The 17,543-nt window shown below is 65.0% G+C and carries 17 protein-coding genes, 1 tRNA gene and 1 other RNA gene; 9 read left to right on the top strand and 10 right to left on the bottom strand.

Features of this window, described 5'->3' with window-relative positions:
- Positions 1 to 49: 49 nt before the first annotated feature.
- An RNA gene (ffs, locus tag AC5Y49_RS23030) (signal recognition particle sRNA small type) lies at positions 50 to 144 on the bottom strand.
- Between the two features lie 67 nt (positions 145 to 211).
- Here ffs and AC5Y49_RS23025 point away from each other — a divergent pair.
- The 3 genes from AC5Y49_RS23025 to AC5Y49_RS23015 all read left to right on the top strand — a co-directional run bounded on the left by AC5Y49_RS23025 (position 212) and on the right by AC5Y49_RS23015 (position 2,248).
- Positions 212 to 297: transfer RNA gene (locus tag AC5Y49_RS23025), tRNA-Ser, on the top strand.
- A gap of 62 nt (positions 298 to 359) precedes the next feature.
- Positions 360 to 1,148 (top strand): lipid uptake coordinator LucA, encoded by a 789-nt coding sequence (lucA, locus tag AC5Y49_RS23020; RefSeq protein WP_499891637.1) that lies wholly within the window; start codon positions 360 to 362, stop codon positions 1,146 to 1,148.
- A gap of 41 nt (positions 1,149 to 1,189) precedes the next feature.
- Complete coding sequence (locus AC5Y49_RS23015) at positions 1,190 to 2,248, top strand: NAD(P)H-dependent amine dehydrogenase family protein (RefSeq protein ID WP_499891635.1); 1,059 nt, start codon at positions 1,190 to 1,192, stop codon at positions 2,246 to 2,248.
- An 18-nt stretch (positions 2,249 to 2,266) separates the two neighbouring features.
- Here AC5Y49_RS23015 and AC5Y49_RS23010 read toward each other — a convergent pair whose 3' ends face one another.
- Positions 2,267 to 2,605: a DUF732 domain-containing protein gene (locus AC5Y49_RS23010; RefSeq protein ID WP_499891634.1), complete on the bottom strand. Its 339-nt coding sequence runs from the start codon at positions 2,603 to 2,605 to the stop codon at positions 2,267 to 2,269.
- A 335-nt stretch (positions 2,606 to 2,940) separates the two neighbouring features.
- Here AC5Y49_RS23010 and AC5Y49_RS23005 point away from each other — a divergent pair, with 335 nt between their 5' ends.
- From AC5Y49_RS23005 to AC5Y49_RS22995, 3 genes are read left to right on the top strand one after another with little or no spacing between them, the layout of a single operon-like run.
- Entirely contained in the window at positions 2,941 to 3,372 is a 432-nt protein-coding gene (locus AC5Y49_RS23005) for an MmpS family transport accessory protein (protein ID WP_499891632.1), read from the top strand.
- On the top strand, positions 3,369 to 6,275 hold the full coding sequence (locus AC5Y49_RS23000) for an MMPL/RND family transporter (protein WP_499891630.1): 2,907 nt from the start codon (positions 3,369 to 3,371) through the stop codon (positions 6,273 to 6,275). The genes AC5Y49_RS23005 and AC5Y49_RS23000 overlap by 4 nt, the downstream gene beginning before the upstream one ends.
- Positions 6,276 to 6,332: 57 nt before the next feature.
- The gene (locus tag AC5Y49_RS22995) at positions 6,333 to 7,016 is read left to right on the top strand and encodes a TetR/AcrR family transcriptional regulator (RefSeq protein WP_499891628.1); all 684 of its coding nucleotides are present in this window, start codon (positions 6,333 to 6,335) and stop codon (positions 7,014 to 7,016) included.
- Between the two features lie 8 nt (positions 7,017 to 7,024).
- Here the strand turns inward: AC5Y49_RS22995 and AC5Y49_RS22990 are convergent, their stop codons facing one another.
- From AC5Y49_RS22990 to AC5Y49_RS22980, 3 genes are read right to left on the bottom strand one after another with little or no spacing between them, the layout of a single operon-like run.
- Complete coding sequence (locus tag AC5Y49_RS22990) at positions 7,025 to 7,483, bottom strand: DUF5078 domain-containing protein (RefSeq protein WP_499891626.1); 459 nt, start codon at positions 7,481 to 7,483, stop codon at positions 7,025 to 7,027.
- Between the two features lie 33 nt (positions 7,484 to 7,516).
- A complete protein-coding gene (locus AC5Y49_RS22985) occupies positions 7,517 to 8,545 on the bottom strand; it encodes a DNA polymerase domain-containing protein (protein WP_499891624.1) in 1,029 nt (342 codons plus the stop codon).
- Positions 8,545 to 9,573: an ATP-dependent DNA ligase gene (locus tag AC5Y49_RS22980; protein WP_499891621.1), complete on the bottom strand. Its 1,029-nt coding sequence runs from the start codon at positions 9,571 to 9,573 to the stop codon at positions 8,545 to 8,547. The genes AC5Y49_RS22985 and AC5Y49_RS22980 overlap by 1 nt, the downstream gene beginning before the upstream one ends.
- Positions 9,574 to 9,635: 62 nt before the next feature.
- Between AC5Y49_RS22980 and AC5Y49_RS22975 the strand changes: the two genes are divergently transcribed.
- Positions 9,636 to 10,004, top strand: a complete 369-nt coding sequence (locus AC5Y49_RS22975) for a hypothetical protein (protein WP_499891618.1) — start codon at positions 9,636 to 9,638, stop codon at positions 10,002 to 10,004.
- A gap of 21 nt (positions 10,005 to 10,025) precedes the next feature.
- On the opposite strand, the gene AC5Y49_RS22970 is transcribed toward AC5Y49_RS22975, so the two are convergent.
- The 4 genes from AC5Y49_RS22970 to AC5Y49_RS22955 all read right to left on the bottom strand — a co-directional run bounded on the left by AC5Y49_RS22970 (position 10,026) and on the right by AC5Y49_RS22955 (position 14,285).
- Positions 10,026 to 10,928 carry a haloalkane dehalogenase gene (locus tag AC5Y49_RS22970; RefSeq protein WP_499891615.1) on the bottom strand — a complete coding sequence of 301 codons (903 nt, stop codon included), beginning with the start codon at positions 10,926 to 10,928 and terminating at the stop codon, positions 10,026 to 10,028.
- A 21-nt stretch (positions 10,929 to 10,949) separates the two neighbouring features.
- Positions 10,950 to 11,435: an NUDIX hydrolase gene (locus tag AC5Y49_RS22965; RefSeq protein ID WP_499891611.1), complete on the bottom strand. Its 486-nt coding sequence runs from the start codon at positions 11,433 to 11,435 to the stop codon at positions 10,950 to 10,952.
- Positions 11,436 to 11,439: 4 nt separating this feature from the next.
- Positions 11,440 to 12,798 (bottom strand): WS/DGAT/MGAT family O-acyltransferase, encoded by a 1,359-nt coding sequence (locus AC5Y49_RS22960; RefSeq protein WP_499891609.1) that lies wholly within the window; start codon positions 12,796 to 12,798, stop codon positions 11,440 to 11,442.
- A 113-nt stretch (positions 12,799 to 12,911) separates the two neighbouring features.
- A complete protein-coding gene (locus tag AC5Y49_RS22955) occupies positions 12,912 to 14,285 on the bottom strand; it encodes a DUF7159 family protein (protein ID WP_499891709.1) in 1,374 nt (457 codons plus the stop codon).
- Between the two features lie 231 nt (positions 14,286 to 14,516).
- Here AC5Y49_RS22955 and AC5Y49_RS22950 point away from each other — a divergent pair, with 231 nt between their 5' ends.
- Both AC5Y49_RS22950 and AC5Y49_RS22945 read left to right on the top strand, forming a co-directional pair.
- Positions 14,517 to 15,956 carry a neutral zinc metallopeptidase gene (locus tag AC5Y49_RS22950; RefSeq protein WP_499891708.1) on the top strand — a complete coding sequence of 480 codons (1,440 nt, stop codon included), beginning with the start codon at positions 14,517 to 14,519 and terminating at the stop codon, positions 15,954 to 15,956.
- A 483-nt stretch (positions 15,957 to 16,439) separates the two neighbouring features.
- The gene (locus AC5Y49_RS22945; protein WP_499891607.1) at positions 16,440 to 16,760 is read left to right on the top strand and encodes a DUF4333 domain-containing protein; all 321 of its coding nucleotides are present in this window, start codon (positions 16,440 to 16,442) and stop codon (positions 16,758 to 16,760) included.
- A 19-nt stretch (positions 16,761 to 16,779) separates the two neighbouring features.
- On the opposite strand, the gene AC5Y49_RS22940 is transcribed toward AC5Y49_RS22945, so the two are convergent.
- Positions 16,780 to 17,115: a hypothetical protein gene (locus AC5Y49_RS22940; protein WP_499891605.1), complete on the bottom strand. Its 336-nt coding sequence runs from the start codon at positions 17,113 to 17,115 to the stop codon at positions 16,780 to 16,782.
- Positions 17,116 to 17,543 lie beyond the last annotated feature (428 nt).

Raw genomic sequence — 17,543 nt, 5'->3', positions numbered from 1 at the left:
TCGTCATCGCCGTGAGTACATAAGGTCGGACCGCCCCGCCGGCTCCGACATAGGGGGACCCCGCGCACCCGCTAGAGCCCGTTGACCCTTGCTGCCTTCCGGCCCTGGGGGAGTTCACAGGATAAACGCCGCGCGGGGTCCATCGCGAGTGTAGTACCCGACTTGCGCAGTGACCGAGGGCGCTCCTGACAGCTCGGCTACCATGGCCGACGGAGGATTCGCCTAGTGGCCTATGGCGCTCGCCTGGAACGCGGGTTGGGTTAATAGCCCTCGCGGGTTCAAATCCCGCATCCTCCGCGCTCGGTCTGTGGTGCGACCAGGCTCGATGGCCGTACCGGACCACCAAGTTGAGGAGGGCTATGGGGCGCACCGCCGCCACACTGTGGCACGCGTCGTTCTCGATTGCTGCTGGCGTCCTCTATTTCTTCTTCGTGTTGCCGCGCTGGCCGGAGCTGATGGGTCAGACCACGCACACTTTGGGCACGGCGCTGCGGATCGTAACCGGCGCGCTGATCGCCCTGACGGCGTTGCCGGTCGTGTTCACGCTGCTGCGAACCCGTAAGCCGGAATACGGGACCCCTGCGCTGGCACTCAGCCTGCGGACCTGGTCGATCGTCGCGCACGTGCTGGCCGGTGTGCTGATCGTCGGCACTGCGATCAGCGAAATCTGGCTGAGTCTGGACGCCGCCGGGCAGTGGATGTTCGGGGTTTATGGCGCGGCTGCCGCGATCGCGCTGCTCGGCATCGCCGGCTTCTACCTGTCCTTTGTCGCCGAGCTGCCGCCGCCACCGCCCAAGCCGTTGAAGCCGAAGAAGCCCAAGCGGCGGTTGCGTGGCAAGAAGGGCGCCGGCGAGGAGGGCTCGGCGAAGGAAGCCGCCGAGACCGACGAAGCCGAAACCGCGGAGGCGGAAGAGACGGAGACGGCGGAGACCGAAGAGGCGGAAACCACCGCTGCCGATGACGAGACCGTCGAGGCCGCGGCCGAACCATCCGAGGAACCCGAGTCGGCCGCCGACGAACTGCCCGCCGCCGAGGACACCGTCGCCGCCGAAAAGCCGCGTGGCGGTTTACGTAACCAGCGACCGAGCGGCAAGTCGTCGTCGCGGCGACGCAAGCGCTCGCGCGGCGGAGTCACCGTCGAGGATTAGGCGGGCTATCAACCGCGGCAGTCGTTTCCTATGCTGAGCGAGTGCCAAACAACTATCGGGTCGTCCAATGGACAACAGGAAACGTCGGTAAGAGCTCGGTTCAGGCCATCGCCGCGAACCCCACGCTGGAACTCGTAGGGTGTTACGCCTGGTCGGGCGACAAGGTGGGCCGTGATGTCGGCGAGCTGTGTGGCATCGCGCCACTGGGGGTAGCCGCCACGGACGACGTCGACGCGCTGCTCGCACTGAAACCCGATTGCGTGGTCTACAACCCGATGTGGGTCGACGTCGACGAGCTGGTGCGGATCTTGTCCGCGGGCGCCAACGTCGTCGCGACCGCGTCGTTCATCACCGGGCACAACCTCGGTGCCGGCCGCGACCGCATCGCCGAGGCGTGCCAAAAAGGCGGGTCGACGATGTTCGGGTCCGGGGTCAGCCCGGGCTTCGCCGAGTTGCTGGCGGTGGTCTCGGCGATGGTGTGCGACCGGGTCGACAAGATCACCGTCAACGAAGCCGCCGACACCACCTTTTACGACTCACCGGCAACCGAGATTCCGGTGGGCTTCGGCAAACCGATCGGCGACCCCGAGCTGCCGACCATGACGGCTCAGGGCACCGCGGTATTCGGCGAGGCGGTGCGGCTGGTTGCCGATGCGCTGGGCGTCGAACTCGACGAGGTGCGCTGTGCGGCTGAATACGCCCAGACCACTGCAGACCTCGACCTGGGTTCCTGGACCATCCCGGCCGGGTGCGTCGCCGGCGTCTACGCCAGCTGGCAAGGCGTCATCGGCGACAAAACCGTCGTGGAACTCAATGTCCGCTGGCGCAAGGGCCAGACACTGGAACCGGACTGGAAGATCGACCAGGACGGCTGGGTGATTCAGGTCGACGGTCGGCCGAGCGTCAAAACTACTGTGAGCTTTCTGCCGCCACCGGATTTCCAGGCCGAGACGATCGCCGACTTCATGACACTGGGCCACATCATGACGGCGATGCCCACCATCAACGCCATCCCGGCAGTGGTCGCTGCGGCGCCGGGCATCGCGACCTACACCGATCTGCCGCTGACGCTGCCTCGCAGAGTCGTGCCAGCGACCTAGCCGGCGGGGAGCAAAATGCTAGCTGGCGGGAATGTTCTGCAGCTTGGGCGCCAGCTCGGGGCAGTAAAAGCTGACGGCGGTGCCGAGGAACTGGTACGCCTGCACCTGGCTGGTACCCCTGGCCAGGTTGTTCTTCACGAACCGAGCAGACGCGGCAGCATCGGGGTCGACCCCATCGCCGAGCCGTCGGCAGGCGATCTTGGCCAGATACGGGTTGTAGTCGTGCGCGCCGTAAAGACCGTAGGTGTTGAGCTGGTTGTCGAAATCAGTGTCGATGTCCGCGTATGCCGGGGCGGCCAGGCCGACTGCGGCGGCGACGGCGACGGCGGCGATCGAGGCGAACCTTGCTACCTTCATGCGCTGGATCGTACCGCCCCTTCTCGGACTTTGAGACCGATCTGGGATAGGCCGACAAGCTCGGTCGACGCCACCGATTCGCCAGCTTGTCCACCTCATTGCGATGCCCTTTCCCACCCGGTTTTTGTCTATCGTCTATTCCGATTAGAGTAGCTAAGGTTACACACAAGCTAATTAGTTGAGTTTCTTGGCCCCCGTTCAGGATGGAGGCACCCATGACGATGACCGAGCCGATGACCCACCCGCCGCGTACCGCTGCACCGTGTCATTGATTGGCCCAGGTGCGAAGGAAATCACCAGCGGGCCGGTAACGAAAAGAGGGTCAAGGTTTTCAGATGTTTGAGCTTCTCAAACGCGTGTGGTTGCCGTTGCTTGTGGTGGTGGTCATCGCCGTCGGCGGGTTCGCGGTCTACCGGGTGCACGGTTACTTCGGCGCGCACGGCAACGCCGGTGGCACGTCCCAAGTCTTCGAAGACACCAAGCCGTTCAACCCGAAGGTCGTGATCTACGAGATCTTCAGCCCGAACGGCACCGTGGCCGACATCAACTATCTCGACCTCAACGCCGACCCCAAGCGGGTGGACTCCGCGCCCCTGCCGTGGTCGCTGAAGTTGTCGACGACTGACCCTGCGGTGAGCCCCAACATCGTGGCGCAGGGGCATAGCGACACCATCGGCTGCCGTATCACCGTCGACGGGGTTGTCAAAGATGAAAGGATTCGCAGCGGCGTGAACGCCCAGACCTTCTGCTTGGTGAAGTCCGCATGAGTGCCGACGTCACCGAGGCGCCGACCGACGCCCTGCCCGCCCCGGTCCAAGCGGTGCGGGAGCGCTTGCCGCTGTGGATCCACCGCTTGGCGGTCCCGATCATCTTGGCGTGGATCGCGATCACGGTGGTCCTGAATGTCGTCGTCCCCCAATTGGACGTGGTGGGCCAGATGCGCACGGTGTCGATGAGCCCCAAGGACGCTCCGTCGATGATCTCGATCAAGCGCGTCGGTTCTGACTTCAAAGAATTCAAGTCCGACAGTTCGGCCATGATCGTGCTGGAGGGTCAGCAGCCACTCGGCGACGCAGCCCACCACTACTACAACGAGTTGGTCGCTCAGCTGCGGGCGGACACCAAACATGTCGAGAACGTCCAGGACTTCTGGAGTGACCCGCTGACTGCGGCCGGCTCGCAAAGCCCGGACGGCCTGGCCGCCTACGTCCAGGTCTATCTCGCGGGTAACCAGGGTGAGAGCCTGGCGAACGAGTCCGTCGAGGCGGTCCAGAAAATCATCAAGGACACCCCGCCACCGCCGGGGGTGAAGGCCTATGTGACCGGGGCGGCCCCGCTGCTGGCCGATCAGCACATCGCCGGGGACCGCAGCCTGAAGCTGATCACCGGGATGACCTTCTTGGTGATCATCGTCATGCTGCTGTTCGTCTACCGGTCCATCGGCACGGTGCTGTTGGTGCTGGGAATGGTCTTTGTGGAATTGGCCGCCGCCCGCGGCGTGGTGGCCTTCCTGGGTTACCACAACCTCATCGGGCTTTCGACGTTCGCGACCAACCTGCTGGTGACACTGGCAATTGCGGCCTCGACCGACTACGCGATTTTCCTGATCGGCCGATATCAGGAGGCACGCAGCGCCGGCGAGGATCGAGAATCGGCGTTCTACACGATGTATCGCGGAACCAGTCACGTGATCCTGGGCTCAGGGTTGACGATTGCGGGTGCAACGTTCTGTCTGCGCTTCACCCGGCTGCCGTACTTCCAGAGCCTGGGTGTCCCGTTGGCGATCGGCATGCTCACCATGGTCGCTGCCGCGATGACCTTGGGAGCTGCTGTCGTGGTGGTGGGCAGCCACTTCGGACTGCTGGAACCTAAGCGGGCGATGCGGATTCGGGGCTGGCGCAAGATCGGCGCGGCCGTGGTGCGCTGGCCCGGCCCGGTGTTGGTCGCGACGGTGCTGGTCTCGCTGGTCGGGCTGATCACGCTGCCCGGCTACAAGCCCGGCTATGACAACCGGGATTATCTGCCGACCGATATCCCGGCCAATGAGGGGTATGCGGCCGCCGACCGGCATTTCTCCCAGGCCCGGATGAACCCCGACCTGTTGCTGGTCGAAACCGACCACGACATGCGCAACCCCGCCGACTTCCTGGTCATCGACAAAATCGCCAAAGCAGTGTTCCGCACCTCAGGCATCGGCCGGGTACAGGCGATCACCCGGCCGCTGGGCACCCCGATCAACCACGCGTCGATCCCGTTTGCGATCAGCATGCAGGGCACCACCCAACAACTGAACATGCAATACATGCAAGACCGCATGAAAGACATGCTGGTGATGGGCGACGACATGGCCAGGACCATCGACAGCATGGAACAGATGCTCGAAATCACCCGGGGCATGGCCGAGACCACTCACAGCATGGTCACCAAGATGCACGACATGGAAGCCCACATCCAGGACTTGCGGGTCCACATGGCCGATTTCGAAGACATGTGGCGCCCGATCCGCAGCTACTTCTATTGGGAAAAGCACTGCTTCGACATCCCGATCTGCTGGTCGCTGCGCTCGGTCTTTGAAGCCTTCGACAGTGTCGACATCATGACCGATGACATCCAGAACCTGATGCCCGACATGGACCGGCTCGACACGCTGATCCCGCAGATGCTGCAGGTCATGCCGCCGATGATCGCCACCATGAAAAGCATGCGGATCATGCAGCTGACCATGCAGCAGACCATGGGCGGGCTGCAGGATCAGATGGAAGAAATGATGAAGAACCAGTCGGCGATGGGCCACGCCTTCGACGAGGCCAAAAACGACGACTCGTTCTATCTGCCCCCGGAAGCGTTTGACAACCCCGACTTCAAGCGCGGCCTGAAGATGTTCCTGTCGCCCGACGGCCACGCGGTGCGGATGATCATCTCCCACGAGGGCGACCCCGCCTCGCCCGAGGGCATCTCGCGCGTCGAGCCGGTCAAACATGCCGTGCACGAGGCCATCAAAGGCACCCCGCTGGAGGGTTCGAAGGTGTTCCTCGGTGGTACGGCGCCGATGTACAAGGACTTGGCTACCGGGTCCGCCTATGACCTGATCATCGCCGGGATCGCGTCGCTGTGCCTGATTTTCATCGTCATGCTGATCATCACCGGAAGCGTCATCGCCGCCGCGGTCATCGTGGGCACCGTGACGCTGTCGCTGGGCAGTGCCTTCGGCCTGTCGGTGCTCATCTGGCAGCACCTCATCGGGCTGAATCTGCACTGGATGGTGATAGCGATGTCGGTCATCATCCTGTTGGCGGTAGGATCGGACTACAACCTGCTGCTGGTGGCGCGGTTCAAAGAGGAGATCCACGCCGGACTCAAGACGGGCATCATCCGGGCGATGGGCGGCAGTGGCTCGGTGGTGACCTCCGCCGGCCTGGTGTTCGCCTTCACCATGATGACGATGGCGGTCAGCGATTTGGCCGTGGTTGGTCAGGTCGGCACCACCATCGGGCTGGGCCTGCTGTTCGACACCCTCGTGGTGCGCTCGTTCATGACGCCCTCGATCGCCGCGCTGCTCGGCCGCTGGTTCTGGTGGCCGCAACGGGTACGCACCCGACCGGCCAGCGGTCTGCTTCGGCCGTACCCGCCTCGTCCGGTAGTACGCGAATTGGTGGATCAACGGCGCTGACCAGGATCGTGCACGCGCCCGCCTGACCTCTGCCGATCGGGCCGGAAATCACGTGATGTGCGTTATCCTCTGGCCGTGGCGCAACTGACCTTCCAGCGCGCCCGCACCGCAGCCAAGAAACGCCAGCGTGCGGACGCATTGGTGGAGGCCGCGCGCTCCCTGGCGCTCGAAATCGGTGTCGCCTCGGTGACGCTGACCGCCGTGGCCGCACGTGCCGGAATCCACTACTCGGCCGTGCGTCGTTACTTCACCTCTCACAAGGAGGTGCTGCTGCACCTGGCGGCGGAAGGCTGGGTGAGGTGGTCGGCCACGGTAGCCGAGCGACTGCGCCAGCCGGGCCCGATGTCACCGGCTCGGGTGGCCGAGACGCTGGCCCAAGGCCTTGCCGCCGATCCGCTGTTCTGCGACCTGCTGGCGAATCTGCATCTGCACCTCGAGCATGAGGTGGACATCGACCGGGTCATCGAGGTCAAGCGCATCAGCGACGGCGCCGTGATGTCGCTCGCAGCTGCCATCGAGCAAGCCTTACCGGCGTTGGGACACTCTGGCGCACTCGACGTTTTGCTGGCGGCCTATTCGTTGGCAGCTCCGTTGTGGCAGATCGCCCACCCGCCACAAGGACTCAGCGACGCCTATGCCGAGGAAACCCAAATCTCGCCAGAGTGGAACATCGACTTCGTATCCGCGCTGACCCGGCTGCTCACCGCTACCTGCGTCGGGCTGATCGCGCAATCAGGCTGAGCTACTGCTCACCAATCCCACACGGACATGTCGTTCGGGGGATAGTCCGCGCAATGGTCAGTTTCCTTTGCGACGACGCCCTTGTTGTTGAAGAAGATCTTGAAGTTGTTGACCCATGCTTTGGTCATCGGGTCGGCGACGTCGCCCTCGTAGAGGTGGTCGGAGTATTGCCTGCGCTCTGCCGGTGACAGCGAGAAGAACCAGTGCGCCTTGTCCTGAACTGCCTGGTGGAAGTTGGCGTGATTGTGGTAGTCGTTCATGTACCGCTCGTAATACACCGGAGCGTAATCGCGGGCGGCGGCCAGCAGCTGCTCAGGGGTGCAGGTGGTGTTGATGATCCGCCGCGGTATTGGATAGTCCTCGGTGGAGTCGGCCGCGGCGACCCGCGGAAAGGCCGTCGCAGCAGCAGCAAGCGCGAGTACCGCGACACCGGCGCGGACCACAGGGCTCAGACGAGAACGAAGCATGCGGACACTATAACGCGCTCGTAACGATCGTGGTTAGTTTGACTTATAATCGGCGTCCCGGCTGGGCTGGACCCGTTTCGGCTCGCCGGGCATCTTGGGATAGTTGGGCGGATAGGGCAGATCACCGAGGCCGCGTTGCTCGTCGGCGGCAGCCATCTCCAGCAGCGAAGCGATCGACTGTTTGACCGAATCCATCTGGGCCCACGGGTCGTCACGGCGGGCCACCAGGTCGGGCACCGTGCCGATGGTGTAGTCGTCGGGGTCGGCGCCGGCGAGTTCGTCCCAGGTCAGCGGCGTGGACACAGTGGCGATCGGTGTGCGCCGCACCGAGTACGCCGACGCGAACGTGCGGTCGCGGGCGTTCTGGTTGAAGTCGACGAAGATGCGGGCGCCCCTTTCTTCCTTCCACCACGACGTTGTCACCGCATCCGGCGCGCGGCGCTCGACCTCGCGGGCCAGCGCGATCCCGGCCCGGCGGACGGCGATGAAATCCCAGTCCGTTTGGATCCGTAGGAATACGTGTACGCCGCGGCCCCCGGACGTTTTCGGGTAGCCGACCAGGCCGAGTTCGTCGAGCAGTGGCTTGAGCACATCGACCGCGACGGTGCGCGCCTCAGCAAAACCGGTGCCTGGTTGTGGGTCCAAGTCGACGCGTAACTCATCGGGATGCTCGGTATCGGGGCAGCGCACCTGCCACGGATGCAGGGTGATCGTGCCCATTTGGGCCGCCCACACGATGGCCGCCGGGTGAGTGACGTTGAGTGCGTCGGCGGTTCGTCCGGACGGGAACGTGATCCGGCAGGTGTGCAAGTAGTCGGGATGGCGCTGCGGTATCCGCTTTTGATAGATCTCCTCGCCGTCGATGCCCTCCGGGAACCGCTGCAGGTGTGTGGGCCGGTCTCGCAGCGCAGTCAGCATCGGGCCGCGAGCCACCGTCAAGTAGTACTCGACGAGCTTGCGTTTGGTACCGGCGGAGCCCAGCTTCGGAAAGTACGGTTTGTCCGGGTTGGTCAGCCGGACCGCGACCCCGTCGACGTCGAGTTCTTCAGCGGGACTTGGCATCACGACTCCAAGACGTCGTAGAGGTCGTAGTTCAGCGGCACGTCGAGCTGGTCGAAAGTGCAGCTTTTCGGGTCGCGGTCGGGGCGCCAGCGCACGAAGCGGACCGTGTGGCGAAAGCGATCCCCTTCCATCTGGTCGTAGGCGACCTCGGCCACCCGTTCTGGCCGGATCGGGACCCAGCGTTTGTCGGCCGCAGCATTCCACCGGCTGGGCTCCCCGTCGTAGACCACGTCGTCGCCGACGCGCAGCGGTTCCAGCTCGGCAAGCAGCTTGAGCCGGTCTTTGGCGGTGAACGACGCTGCGCCGCCGACCATGTGCAATCGGCCATCGCGGTACAGACCCAACAGAATCGACCCGATGCCTTCGCCGCTTTTGTGGATGCGGTAGCCCATTGCTACACAGTCGGCGTCGCGGGCGTGCTTGATCTTCACCATCTCCCGCTTGCCCGGCAGGTAGGGGCCGTCGAGTCGCTTGGCGACAACACCGTCGAGCCCGGCGCCCTCGAAAGTGGTCAGCCAGTGTGCGCTGAGTTCGGGATCCTCGGTGGCGCCGGTGACATGACACCAGTCCTTCGCGGCGACGAGCTCTGCCAGCGCCGCACGGCGAATGCGAAATGGTTCGCCAAGCAGCGACGCCGAACCGGTGGCCAGTACGTCGAAGCCGATGAAGTGCGCCGGGGTCTGCTCGGCCAGCATGTTGATGCGGCTGGCCGCAGGGTGGATGCGCTGGGACAGGGAGTCCCAATCCAGCCGGATCCGTCCGTCGACGTCACGGGGAACGACGATCTCGCCGTCGAGCACACAGCGCGACGCCACTTCGTTGCGCAGCGCCTCCAGTAGCTCCGGGAAGTAGCGACCGAGATCCTTGCCATTGCGGGACTGCAGTATCACCTCGTCGCCGTCGCGGAACACCAGTGCGCGGAACCCGTCCCACTTCGGTTCGTAGGACCACACACCGGCCTCGGCGGGAACCTTGCTGGCGGCCTTGGCCAACATCGGCTCGATCGGCGGCTGGACGGGAAGATCCACGCGTTCATCTTGGCACCCGCGGCGGGCGTTTACCGGATGGCGGCAGCGGGCACGCGAGAATCATGTCTGTGACTGCGTTTCAGGATTTGCCGTTGGCAGACCGCGATCGCAAATGGGATGGCGATGCCGCTGAGAAGCGCGTCCGCAAGTGGGCCGACGCGCAGGACGAGCCAAATCAGAAGTATCGCGATGCCCACGTCTGGTACGACAGCGGCAAGAAGGACAACTTCACCGCCTACAAGCTGCTGATTGCCGACGTGATCGGGGGGAAGCTCAAGGCGGTGCCGCGGGGCGTGATGATCGCCGGCGCGATCATGGACGGCGCGCGAGGCGGCATCGACCTGCCGAAAGCTGACGTCGAGCGGGTCAAGAGTCACCTGGCGAAGTACTACAAGAAAATGGACGAAACCGCGCCGTGGGAGCGTGACTGAGGATTCCGCTGCTACCGGGCGTCAGCGTAGAAAGTCGACGATGTAACCGGCGAACTCTTCGCCGGCATCCTCCTGCAAAAAGTGCCCGGCATCGTGCACCACCGGATGCTCGATTCCCTGAGCACCGCGCATTTCACGTTGAAAGATCGGGCCCATCGCTCCGGTGATCGGATCTCCGTCGCTGAATGCGACCAGCATCGGTGTTTCACTGGCACACAGCGTCGCCCACGCAGACCGCTGAGCCGGGGCGGCGGGATCGTCGGGCGAGGTCGGGATCAGGCCCGGCATGGCGCGCGGCGCAGCGCAGTAGGTGTCGTCGGGAAACGGCGCGTCGTAGCTTGCCCGAACGGCATCGCTCAGCGGCCGGCGACAGCCCGACCGCACGAACCCGCCGATGTCCAGTGCGGGTTGGTTTTGGATCGCCTCGCGAAAGCGCCACCAGATCTCGGGCATCGGGATGTCACCGGTCGGCAGTCCGGTGTTGGCCACCACGATCCGGCTGAACCGGTCGGGATGTTCAGCCGCCAGTCGCAGCCCGATCAGCCCGCCCCAGTCCTGGCCCACCAGGGTCGCCCGCCGCAAATCCAGCACGTCGAACGCCAGGGCGCGCACCCACTCGACGTGGCGGGCATAGGTGTGGTCTTCACGCCGGGTCGGCTTGTCCGAACGACCGAACCCGACCAGATCGGGACACACGACGCGATGCCCGGCCTCGACCAGGACCGGAATCATTTTGCGGTACAGAAAAGACCACGACGGCTCACCGTGCAGCATGAGAACCGGGTCGGCGTCCTCGGGCCCGTCTTGAACCCAGGCCATCCGTAGCGTGCCGCCGTCATCGTCGGGGATATCGCAATACCTTGGCGGGTAAGGAAATTCGGGAATATCGACAAACCGGTTGTCGGGGGTTCGCAATGTCTGCATGGGTGCGAACATACCGCCGGATCAGGTGTCTTCGGGTGGGTTCGCCAACGCGGGCTGCGCCGGCAGCCGGTCCAGGAAGGGCCGTTGGCCTTTGAGTAGCTTGGCTCGGGCTTGTGCCACCGTGAACCAGCCGACCCGGTCGATTTCGGGAAACTCTTTGGTGATCCCGGAACCTTTGGGCCACTCCAGCTCGAAGGTGTTGCTGCGGGTGTCGCTGGCGTCGAGATCAGCCAGCACAGCGAAGGCCGTAACAACCTTGCCGCCAGGCTGTTTCACCGAACCCAATTCGGTGCGCGCACCGACCGGCACCGAAAGCCCCAGTTCTTCAGCGAATTCGCGCTGTGCGACAACCCAGGGGTCTTCGCCGTCGGTGTATTCCCCCTTGGGGATCGACCAGGCGCCCTCGTCCTTTCGAGCCCAAAACGGGCCGCCTGGATGTGCGATCAGGACTTCCACCATGCCGTCGCGCACGCGGTACAGCAGCAACCCGGCGCTCAGCTTGGTCACCGGGCTAGACCCCGACCGCGCGTTCCAAGTCTTTGAGGGAGGTCTCGAGGTCTCCGAGCAGTCGCTGCAGATGCGGCACACTGCGCCGGCAGCCGACCAGACCGAAGTCGAGGTTGCCGGCGTTGTTGACCACGGTGATGTTCAACGCCTGCCCGTCGAGGGCGATTGACAGCGGGTAGTTGCCGTCGAGGCGGGCGCCACGCCAGTACATCGGTTCGGTGGGCCCGGGCACGTTCGAGATGACGATATTGAACGGTGGTGGGGCCGACGTGCCCACCCCCGGGACTACGGCCAACGCCAACGGCGACATCAAAAACGCCGACAGCGCCAAAGCTTGCAGCCGGGGCAGCTCGGAGAACACCTTCTTGTTGCCGCGCGTCGATTCGCTGATCGCCGCGAGCCGCTTCCCGGGATCGTCGATGTCCGTGGCCAGACTGCACAGGATGGTGCCGACCAAGTTGCCGCCGCTGTCGGCCTCGTCCGCTTTGCGCAGGCTCACCGGCACCATCGCGATCAGCGGCGTGTCCGGCAGTGCATTCTGGTCGGCCAGGTAGTGGCGCAGCGCGCCGGCGCACATCGCCAGGACGACGTCGTTGAAGCTCACCCCGGTGGCCTGCTTGATGCTTTTGACGCGGTCCAGCGACCACGATTGCGCTGCGCACCGGCGGGCCCCACCGATCGGTACGTTCAGCATGGTGCGCGGGGCGGCGAACGGCAGTGTCAGTTGCTGTTCGAGCAGCGCCGCGCGGGCCAACGACAACGTCGACGGGCCAAGCGCTGCAATGGATCCCGCGATTTGACTGACCATCTGCCAACGCGACCGGCTGCTCGAGTGCCGCCTGCGGGGCAGATTCCAGATCGCCCGCATCTCCAGGTCGCTCGGATCGTTGGACAGCGAGCGTTGCATGAGTTTCAGCGCCGAAACACCGTCGACCAACGCATGGTGGAACTTGGTGTACAGCGCGAACCGGCCGTCGTTCAGGCCTTCGATGAACTGGCCCTCCCACAGCGGCCGGTGCCGGTCGAGCAGGCTGCCGTGCAGTAGCGAGGTCAGCTCGAGCAAGTCCCGCACCCGCCCGGGTGCCGGCAGCGCCGAACGCCGCAGGTGGTAGTCGATGTCGATGTCGTCCTCGTCGTCGTAGGACCAGCCGAGGTTGGCGATGCCCCCGAGAAGCCTGGCCGGACGCTTGCGGAAAGTTGGTTGGAATTCCCGGTTGGCGACGAGAGCCTCGTAGGTCTCCCGCGGAAAATCCGGTCCGGCACCTTCCGGCGGTTCGAACAACGCCAGCCCGCCGACGTGCATGGGGTGCTCGCGGGATTCGCCCAGCAAGAATATTGAGTCGGTGGGCGTGATCAGCTCCATCAACCCATTAAAGCGCGGCACGCAGCAGCGTCGGCCGGATTCAGCGGCCCGGCAGTATCAGGGTTGAAGCCGGGCCAAGTGGTGGAGCGCCAAACCGTAACTGGCCCAGGGCATCAGAGCCCGGGGATGCCCGGGATGCCGGGAAGGCCGGGTACGTGCGGCCCGCCGCCGCCGTGGCCGCCGCCGATGCCCGGGATGCCCGGACCCGGAATCTTCGGACCCGGGAGCTTCGGCCCGGGAATCCCCGGACCCGGAATTCCCGGACCCGGTACCCGCGGCGCCGGTATCGGAGGTGCGGGGAGTGCCGGAGGTGGCGGAAGCGCCGGCGGGGGTGCGGGGGCGGGCGCGGGTGCGGGTGCCGCGGGTGCGGGTGCCGGAGCTGCGGGTGCCGGGGTGGGCGCTTGCGGTGGGGGTGCCGGTGGTGGCGGCTTTTGGGTTGGTGCGACGACACTTTGCCCCAGGTTCGGCCGCTGGTCGACGTGCGGACGGATCTCAAGCGCCAGGGCGATCGCCAGTGCGGCCACACCGACGACGAAGATCGTCAGCACACCCAGAGCCACCAGGAACGGTTTGCGTTCGGGCCGGCCCTCGTCGCTGAAAAGCTCCGGGCTGGCGGGGTCAGCGGCGAGCGCATCCGCGGTGTACGCGTTGGCGTCATAGTCGGGGTCGGCGCTGTAAGCCAGAGCTTGATCGCCGCCGGCCGGCTCCGGCGCGGCCAGACCGGCAGCCAGGGCCATTTCCGGGTGCACGGCACCGGTGCCCGGATCTTGGGCATATGCCAGCGCGGCGGTGGACGAGTCGAACAGCGGCGAGTGTGCGGAGGCCAACGCGGCCCCGCGAGCAAGTGCTGTTTCCGGGTCGTCAGCCGCGCTGACCGCCAGCGTTGTCGCGGCATCCAACTCGGACTTGATCATTGCGATGTCCACACCGGAGCCGACGACGAACAATCCATCCGGACGCGACTGGAGGCCGGCGGCGGACCCGGTCATCGCGGTTAGCCGGGCGACAGCGTCGGTGTCATCGTCGGGTAACCGTTCGCGATGGACGTCGCCGACCGAACCATCAGAAGTATCGACGACCGCCAGCGTCGCGCAATCCGGCTCGACGAACAGCAGGCCGGTATGGGCGTAGCCAAGGTTGGAGCCGACCGTTTGGGCCAACGCGGCCGCAGCCAGGAAAGCCGAAACCAACATGACGTTCTCGACTTTGCGGGAGGCCAGTGCATCGCGAAGCGCGCTGGCCTCGATGGGATCGGTCCAGGTCACACCCGTCGACGCCAACCGGTGACCGCCCTCGGTGGCGCTTTCGCGGGTGCCCACGATGGCGGCGACCACTTGATCGGCTGCGCTGGGGGTCGGGGGACTTTGGGCGTCTCCGCCGGTTGCGACCGGGAAGTTGTCTTCTTCGACGGTGGCACCCTCGCCGCTTTCGCCCTCGACCAGCACCATGCGGACGGTCTGCGGGGCCATCGACATGCCCAACACCATGTCCACAGCGCCTCCAAACAGTTTGCCGGCCGCTGAGGAGTCTGCGCGGGGAGCAATCCACCGCGCGCAGGCCCCCGGTGCTTCGACCCTACTCGGTCGAGCAAGCCCGGGGAGGGGCCGCCACGACAGACCTTCAATGGGCAGAGCCTGGTCGAGGACACGGATTGTAAAGTTCAGGCAGCAACCGTTGGACGCGGCGCAAAACCAGCTTCATCGAGGACCGCCGAGGATCTGTTGGCAATCACACTTAGAGCGGCGATCTGTGCGGCGCTCTCGGCTCTGCTGTTGGCAGGCTGCGGTCATGCGGTTTTGTCCGGCCGCGCCGTATCGATGCTCTACGACCCACACCGCGTCGGGGGATTGGCCGTATCCGATGGTCCCAGCGGTCCGCGCGGCGCACTACCGCCGGTCACCGATCGGGTCCAAAACACGGACGGCGGTGCTGACGACCGACTCGCGCTGTTTGCGATCGAGGACATCGAAGACTTTTGGGGACGGCATTACTCCGATTCGTTTTCCGGCGCCTTCCGCCCGGTCTCCACACTGCTGTCGTACGACTCGAACGACCGGTTCGGTCCCCGAGTGTGCGGCAACCAGGCCTACGGCTTCACCAACGCGATGTACTGCCACCGCCAAGATGCGCTGGCATGGGACCGCGGCAGCTTGATCCCCACCGCCCGCAAGTACTTCGGGGATATGGCCGTCAACGCGCTGCTCGCGCACGAATACGGGCACGCCGTCCAGCGCAAGGCGAAGTTGATCCACCACTGGACGCCGACGCTGGTCCGCGAACAGCAGGCCGACTGCCTGTCGGGGGTCTATCTCCGTTGGGTCGCTGGTGGTGAGTCACCGCGTTTTCAGTTGAGCACTGGCGACGATCTCGGTCATATTCTGGCCGGCGCGATCGTCATACGTGATCCGATTTCGTCGCCGACCGAGGCGTCGTCAAATGAAGACCCGCATGGAACCGCCCTTGACCGCGTTACCGCGTTGCAGCGCGGTTTCGACAGCGGTGCCGAAGCCTGCGGTGAGATCGACACTGACGAGATTCAACAGCGTCGCGGTGACCTGCCGAGTTCGTTGTTCGAGTCCGAGAGCCAGCAAAGCGACGTCGCGATTGACGACGACACCCTGTCGACGTTGATGGAGCTGTTGGGAAAGATCTTCGCCCCGTCCGACCCGCCGACGCTGTCGACGGCCGGCACCGGTTGCAGCGGAGACGGGACCCAGCCCGTGGTCTACTGCCCCTCGGACAACACCATCTCGGTCAATATGCCTGTGCTCCAGCGGATCGGAGCGCCGTCCGACGAATCACAGCTGGGATTGCCGCAAGGAGACAACACCGCCCTGTCTGTTTTCACCTCACGGTATGCGTTGGCGCTGCAGCGTGAGCATGGGCTACCGGTGGATTCGGCCCTGGCGGGCATGCGCGCAGCCTGTCTGACCGGGGTTGCGCAGCGCAATATGGCCGAGCCGATTTCGCTGTCGTCGGGCAAGATGCTCGTGCTGGGCGCCGGTGATCTCGACGAAGCCATCTCCGGCCTGCTGACCAACGGGCTGGCCGCCAGCGATGTGAACAACACCCCGGTGCCGGCTGGCTTCTCGCGCATTTTCGCGTTTCACTCCGGACTGCTCAGCCGTGCCGAGCAGTGCTACCAGCGGTTCTCCTGAGGGGGTGGTTCTGGTGCCTTCGGTGCCGCGCGCCAGTTCAATAATGGTTGGTGGCGCGAGAGAAGAGGGGCAATGAGCGGTCCGCACGGGTCAGACCCGACCGAACCTTTTCGTCCGCCGCCTCCTCGCCGCTGGCAGCAGCCCACGCAGCCGCCGCGCCGAGACGAAAGACCAAGCGGCAGACCGAAAGAGGGCCCGCCACAGCGGCCGATGCCGCCTCGACGTCAGAACGCGCCGAAGTGGCATGAAGTAAACCCGCGCAGGCCCGCCGTGCCGAGCAGCCCGCGGCCGCCGCAGCACGATATCCGCCGCGGGCCGTTGCCCCCGCCGCCGGTTGCGCCACCTCGCGACTACCGCCAACCCGCCCCCGGCCAACCAGCTGCCCGGCCCGCCGGGCACGAGGTTTCGCCAGAACAGCCAAGACGCTTGCCGCACAGGCAGGTTCCTAGCAGTTGGATCTGGCAGCACAAGTACTCCGAGCGAATGTTGCTGATAGCAGCCGCCGTTTTCGTTGTGTGCCTTGGGGTGGCGCTGATTCTGGTCTTGCGACAGCCCGGGTCTTTGCACGCCAACCAACTCGATGTCAAAAAAGCGCAGGCCGGTGTCCGGCAGATCCTCACCGATCCCGTCTACGGCTACGGGCGCAGCGATGTCTCGGCAGTCACCTGCAACGGCGGCCGTAACCCGGTCGTGCAGAAGGGCGGCACCTTCACCTGTCAGGTGAGTATCGCCGGGACCAAACGCGAAGTGACTGTGGTGTTCCGCGACGACAACGGAACCTACGAGGTCGACCGGCCCCGGTGACACGTTGGCAGCAACTGCCTCACGACTGTTCGGCGATCTGCTTGTCGATGCGCTGCTGGTCGTCGCGGACGGCCGCGATCATCAGCGCCACGGTCTTGTCGTCCCAGTTCGGGTTGCCGATGCTCTCCAGGCTCCCGGCTACCGTTTCGAGATGGCCGACCAGCCGCTCTGCCAGGCTGACAGGCAGCCGCCCGTAATCGAAACGCCCCTTGCCGTCGGATAGCGGGCGACCCAACACCAGCGAAATCTCACTGCCGACGTCGAGTCGGGCGGCGAAAAACGTGTCCGTCGAAACCCTGACCGCGATGCTCGGTTCGCGTGGCAGCGCCAACTGCTGCTCGGTGATCCGTGGCATGCCGGCGACATCAGACCTGCCTGGCGGGTACAGCCGCCGGGATGCCGGAGGACCAGCAGGCGGATAGCAGTCAGGTCCAGGGCGGCTCGCGGGCATGTGGGCTCCTCCGTCTGTAACAGCGTCACCCCTGCTAGCCACCTTGACGCGAATAGAAGCGCACTTTATTACACAGACATCCAGTTGGCTAGACGTTATGGCTAATGCACCGGGCGGACCGCAAGAAAAGCGATTCCAACTACGCCGAAAGCGCGCAAAGGCGCGCTGCTACCAGCGCGGGGGATTTGAGAAGTTGGCGGTGGCGGAGGTGTCTGGTTTCACGACATCGTTGACTGATGAGTCGGGTGATCGTTGACAGTGATTGTTGACACGGTGAGTCGCGTCATCGTTGACGCTGTCGTGGGTGTCCAAATCCCGAGTGATTATCCTTG

It is taken from the genome of Mycobacterium sp. NGS62 (assembly GCF_059812285.1).
The sequence above is the reverse complement of the archived record's forward strand: the minus strand, read 5'-3'. Positions and strand labels throughout refer to the sequence as shown.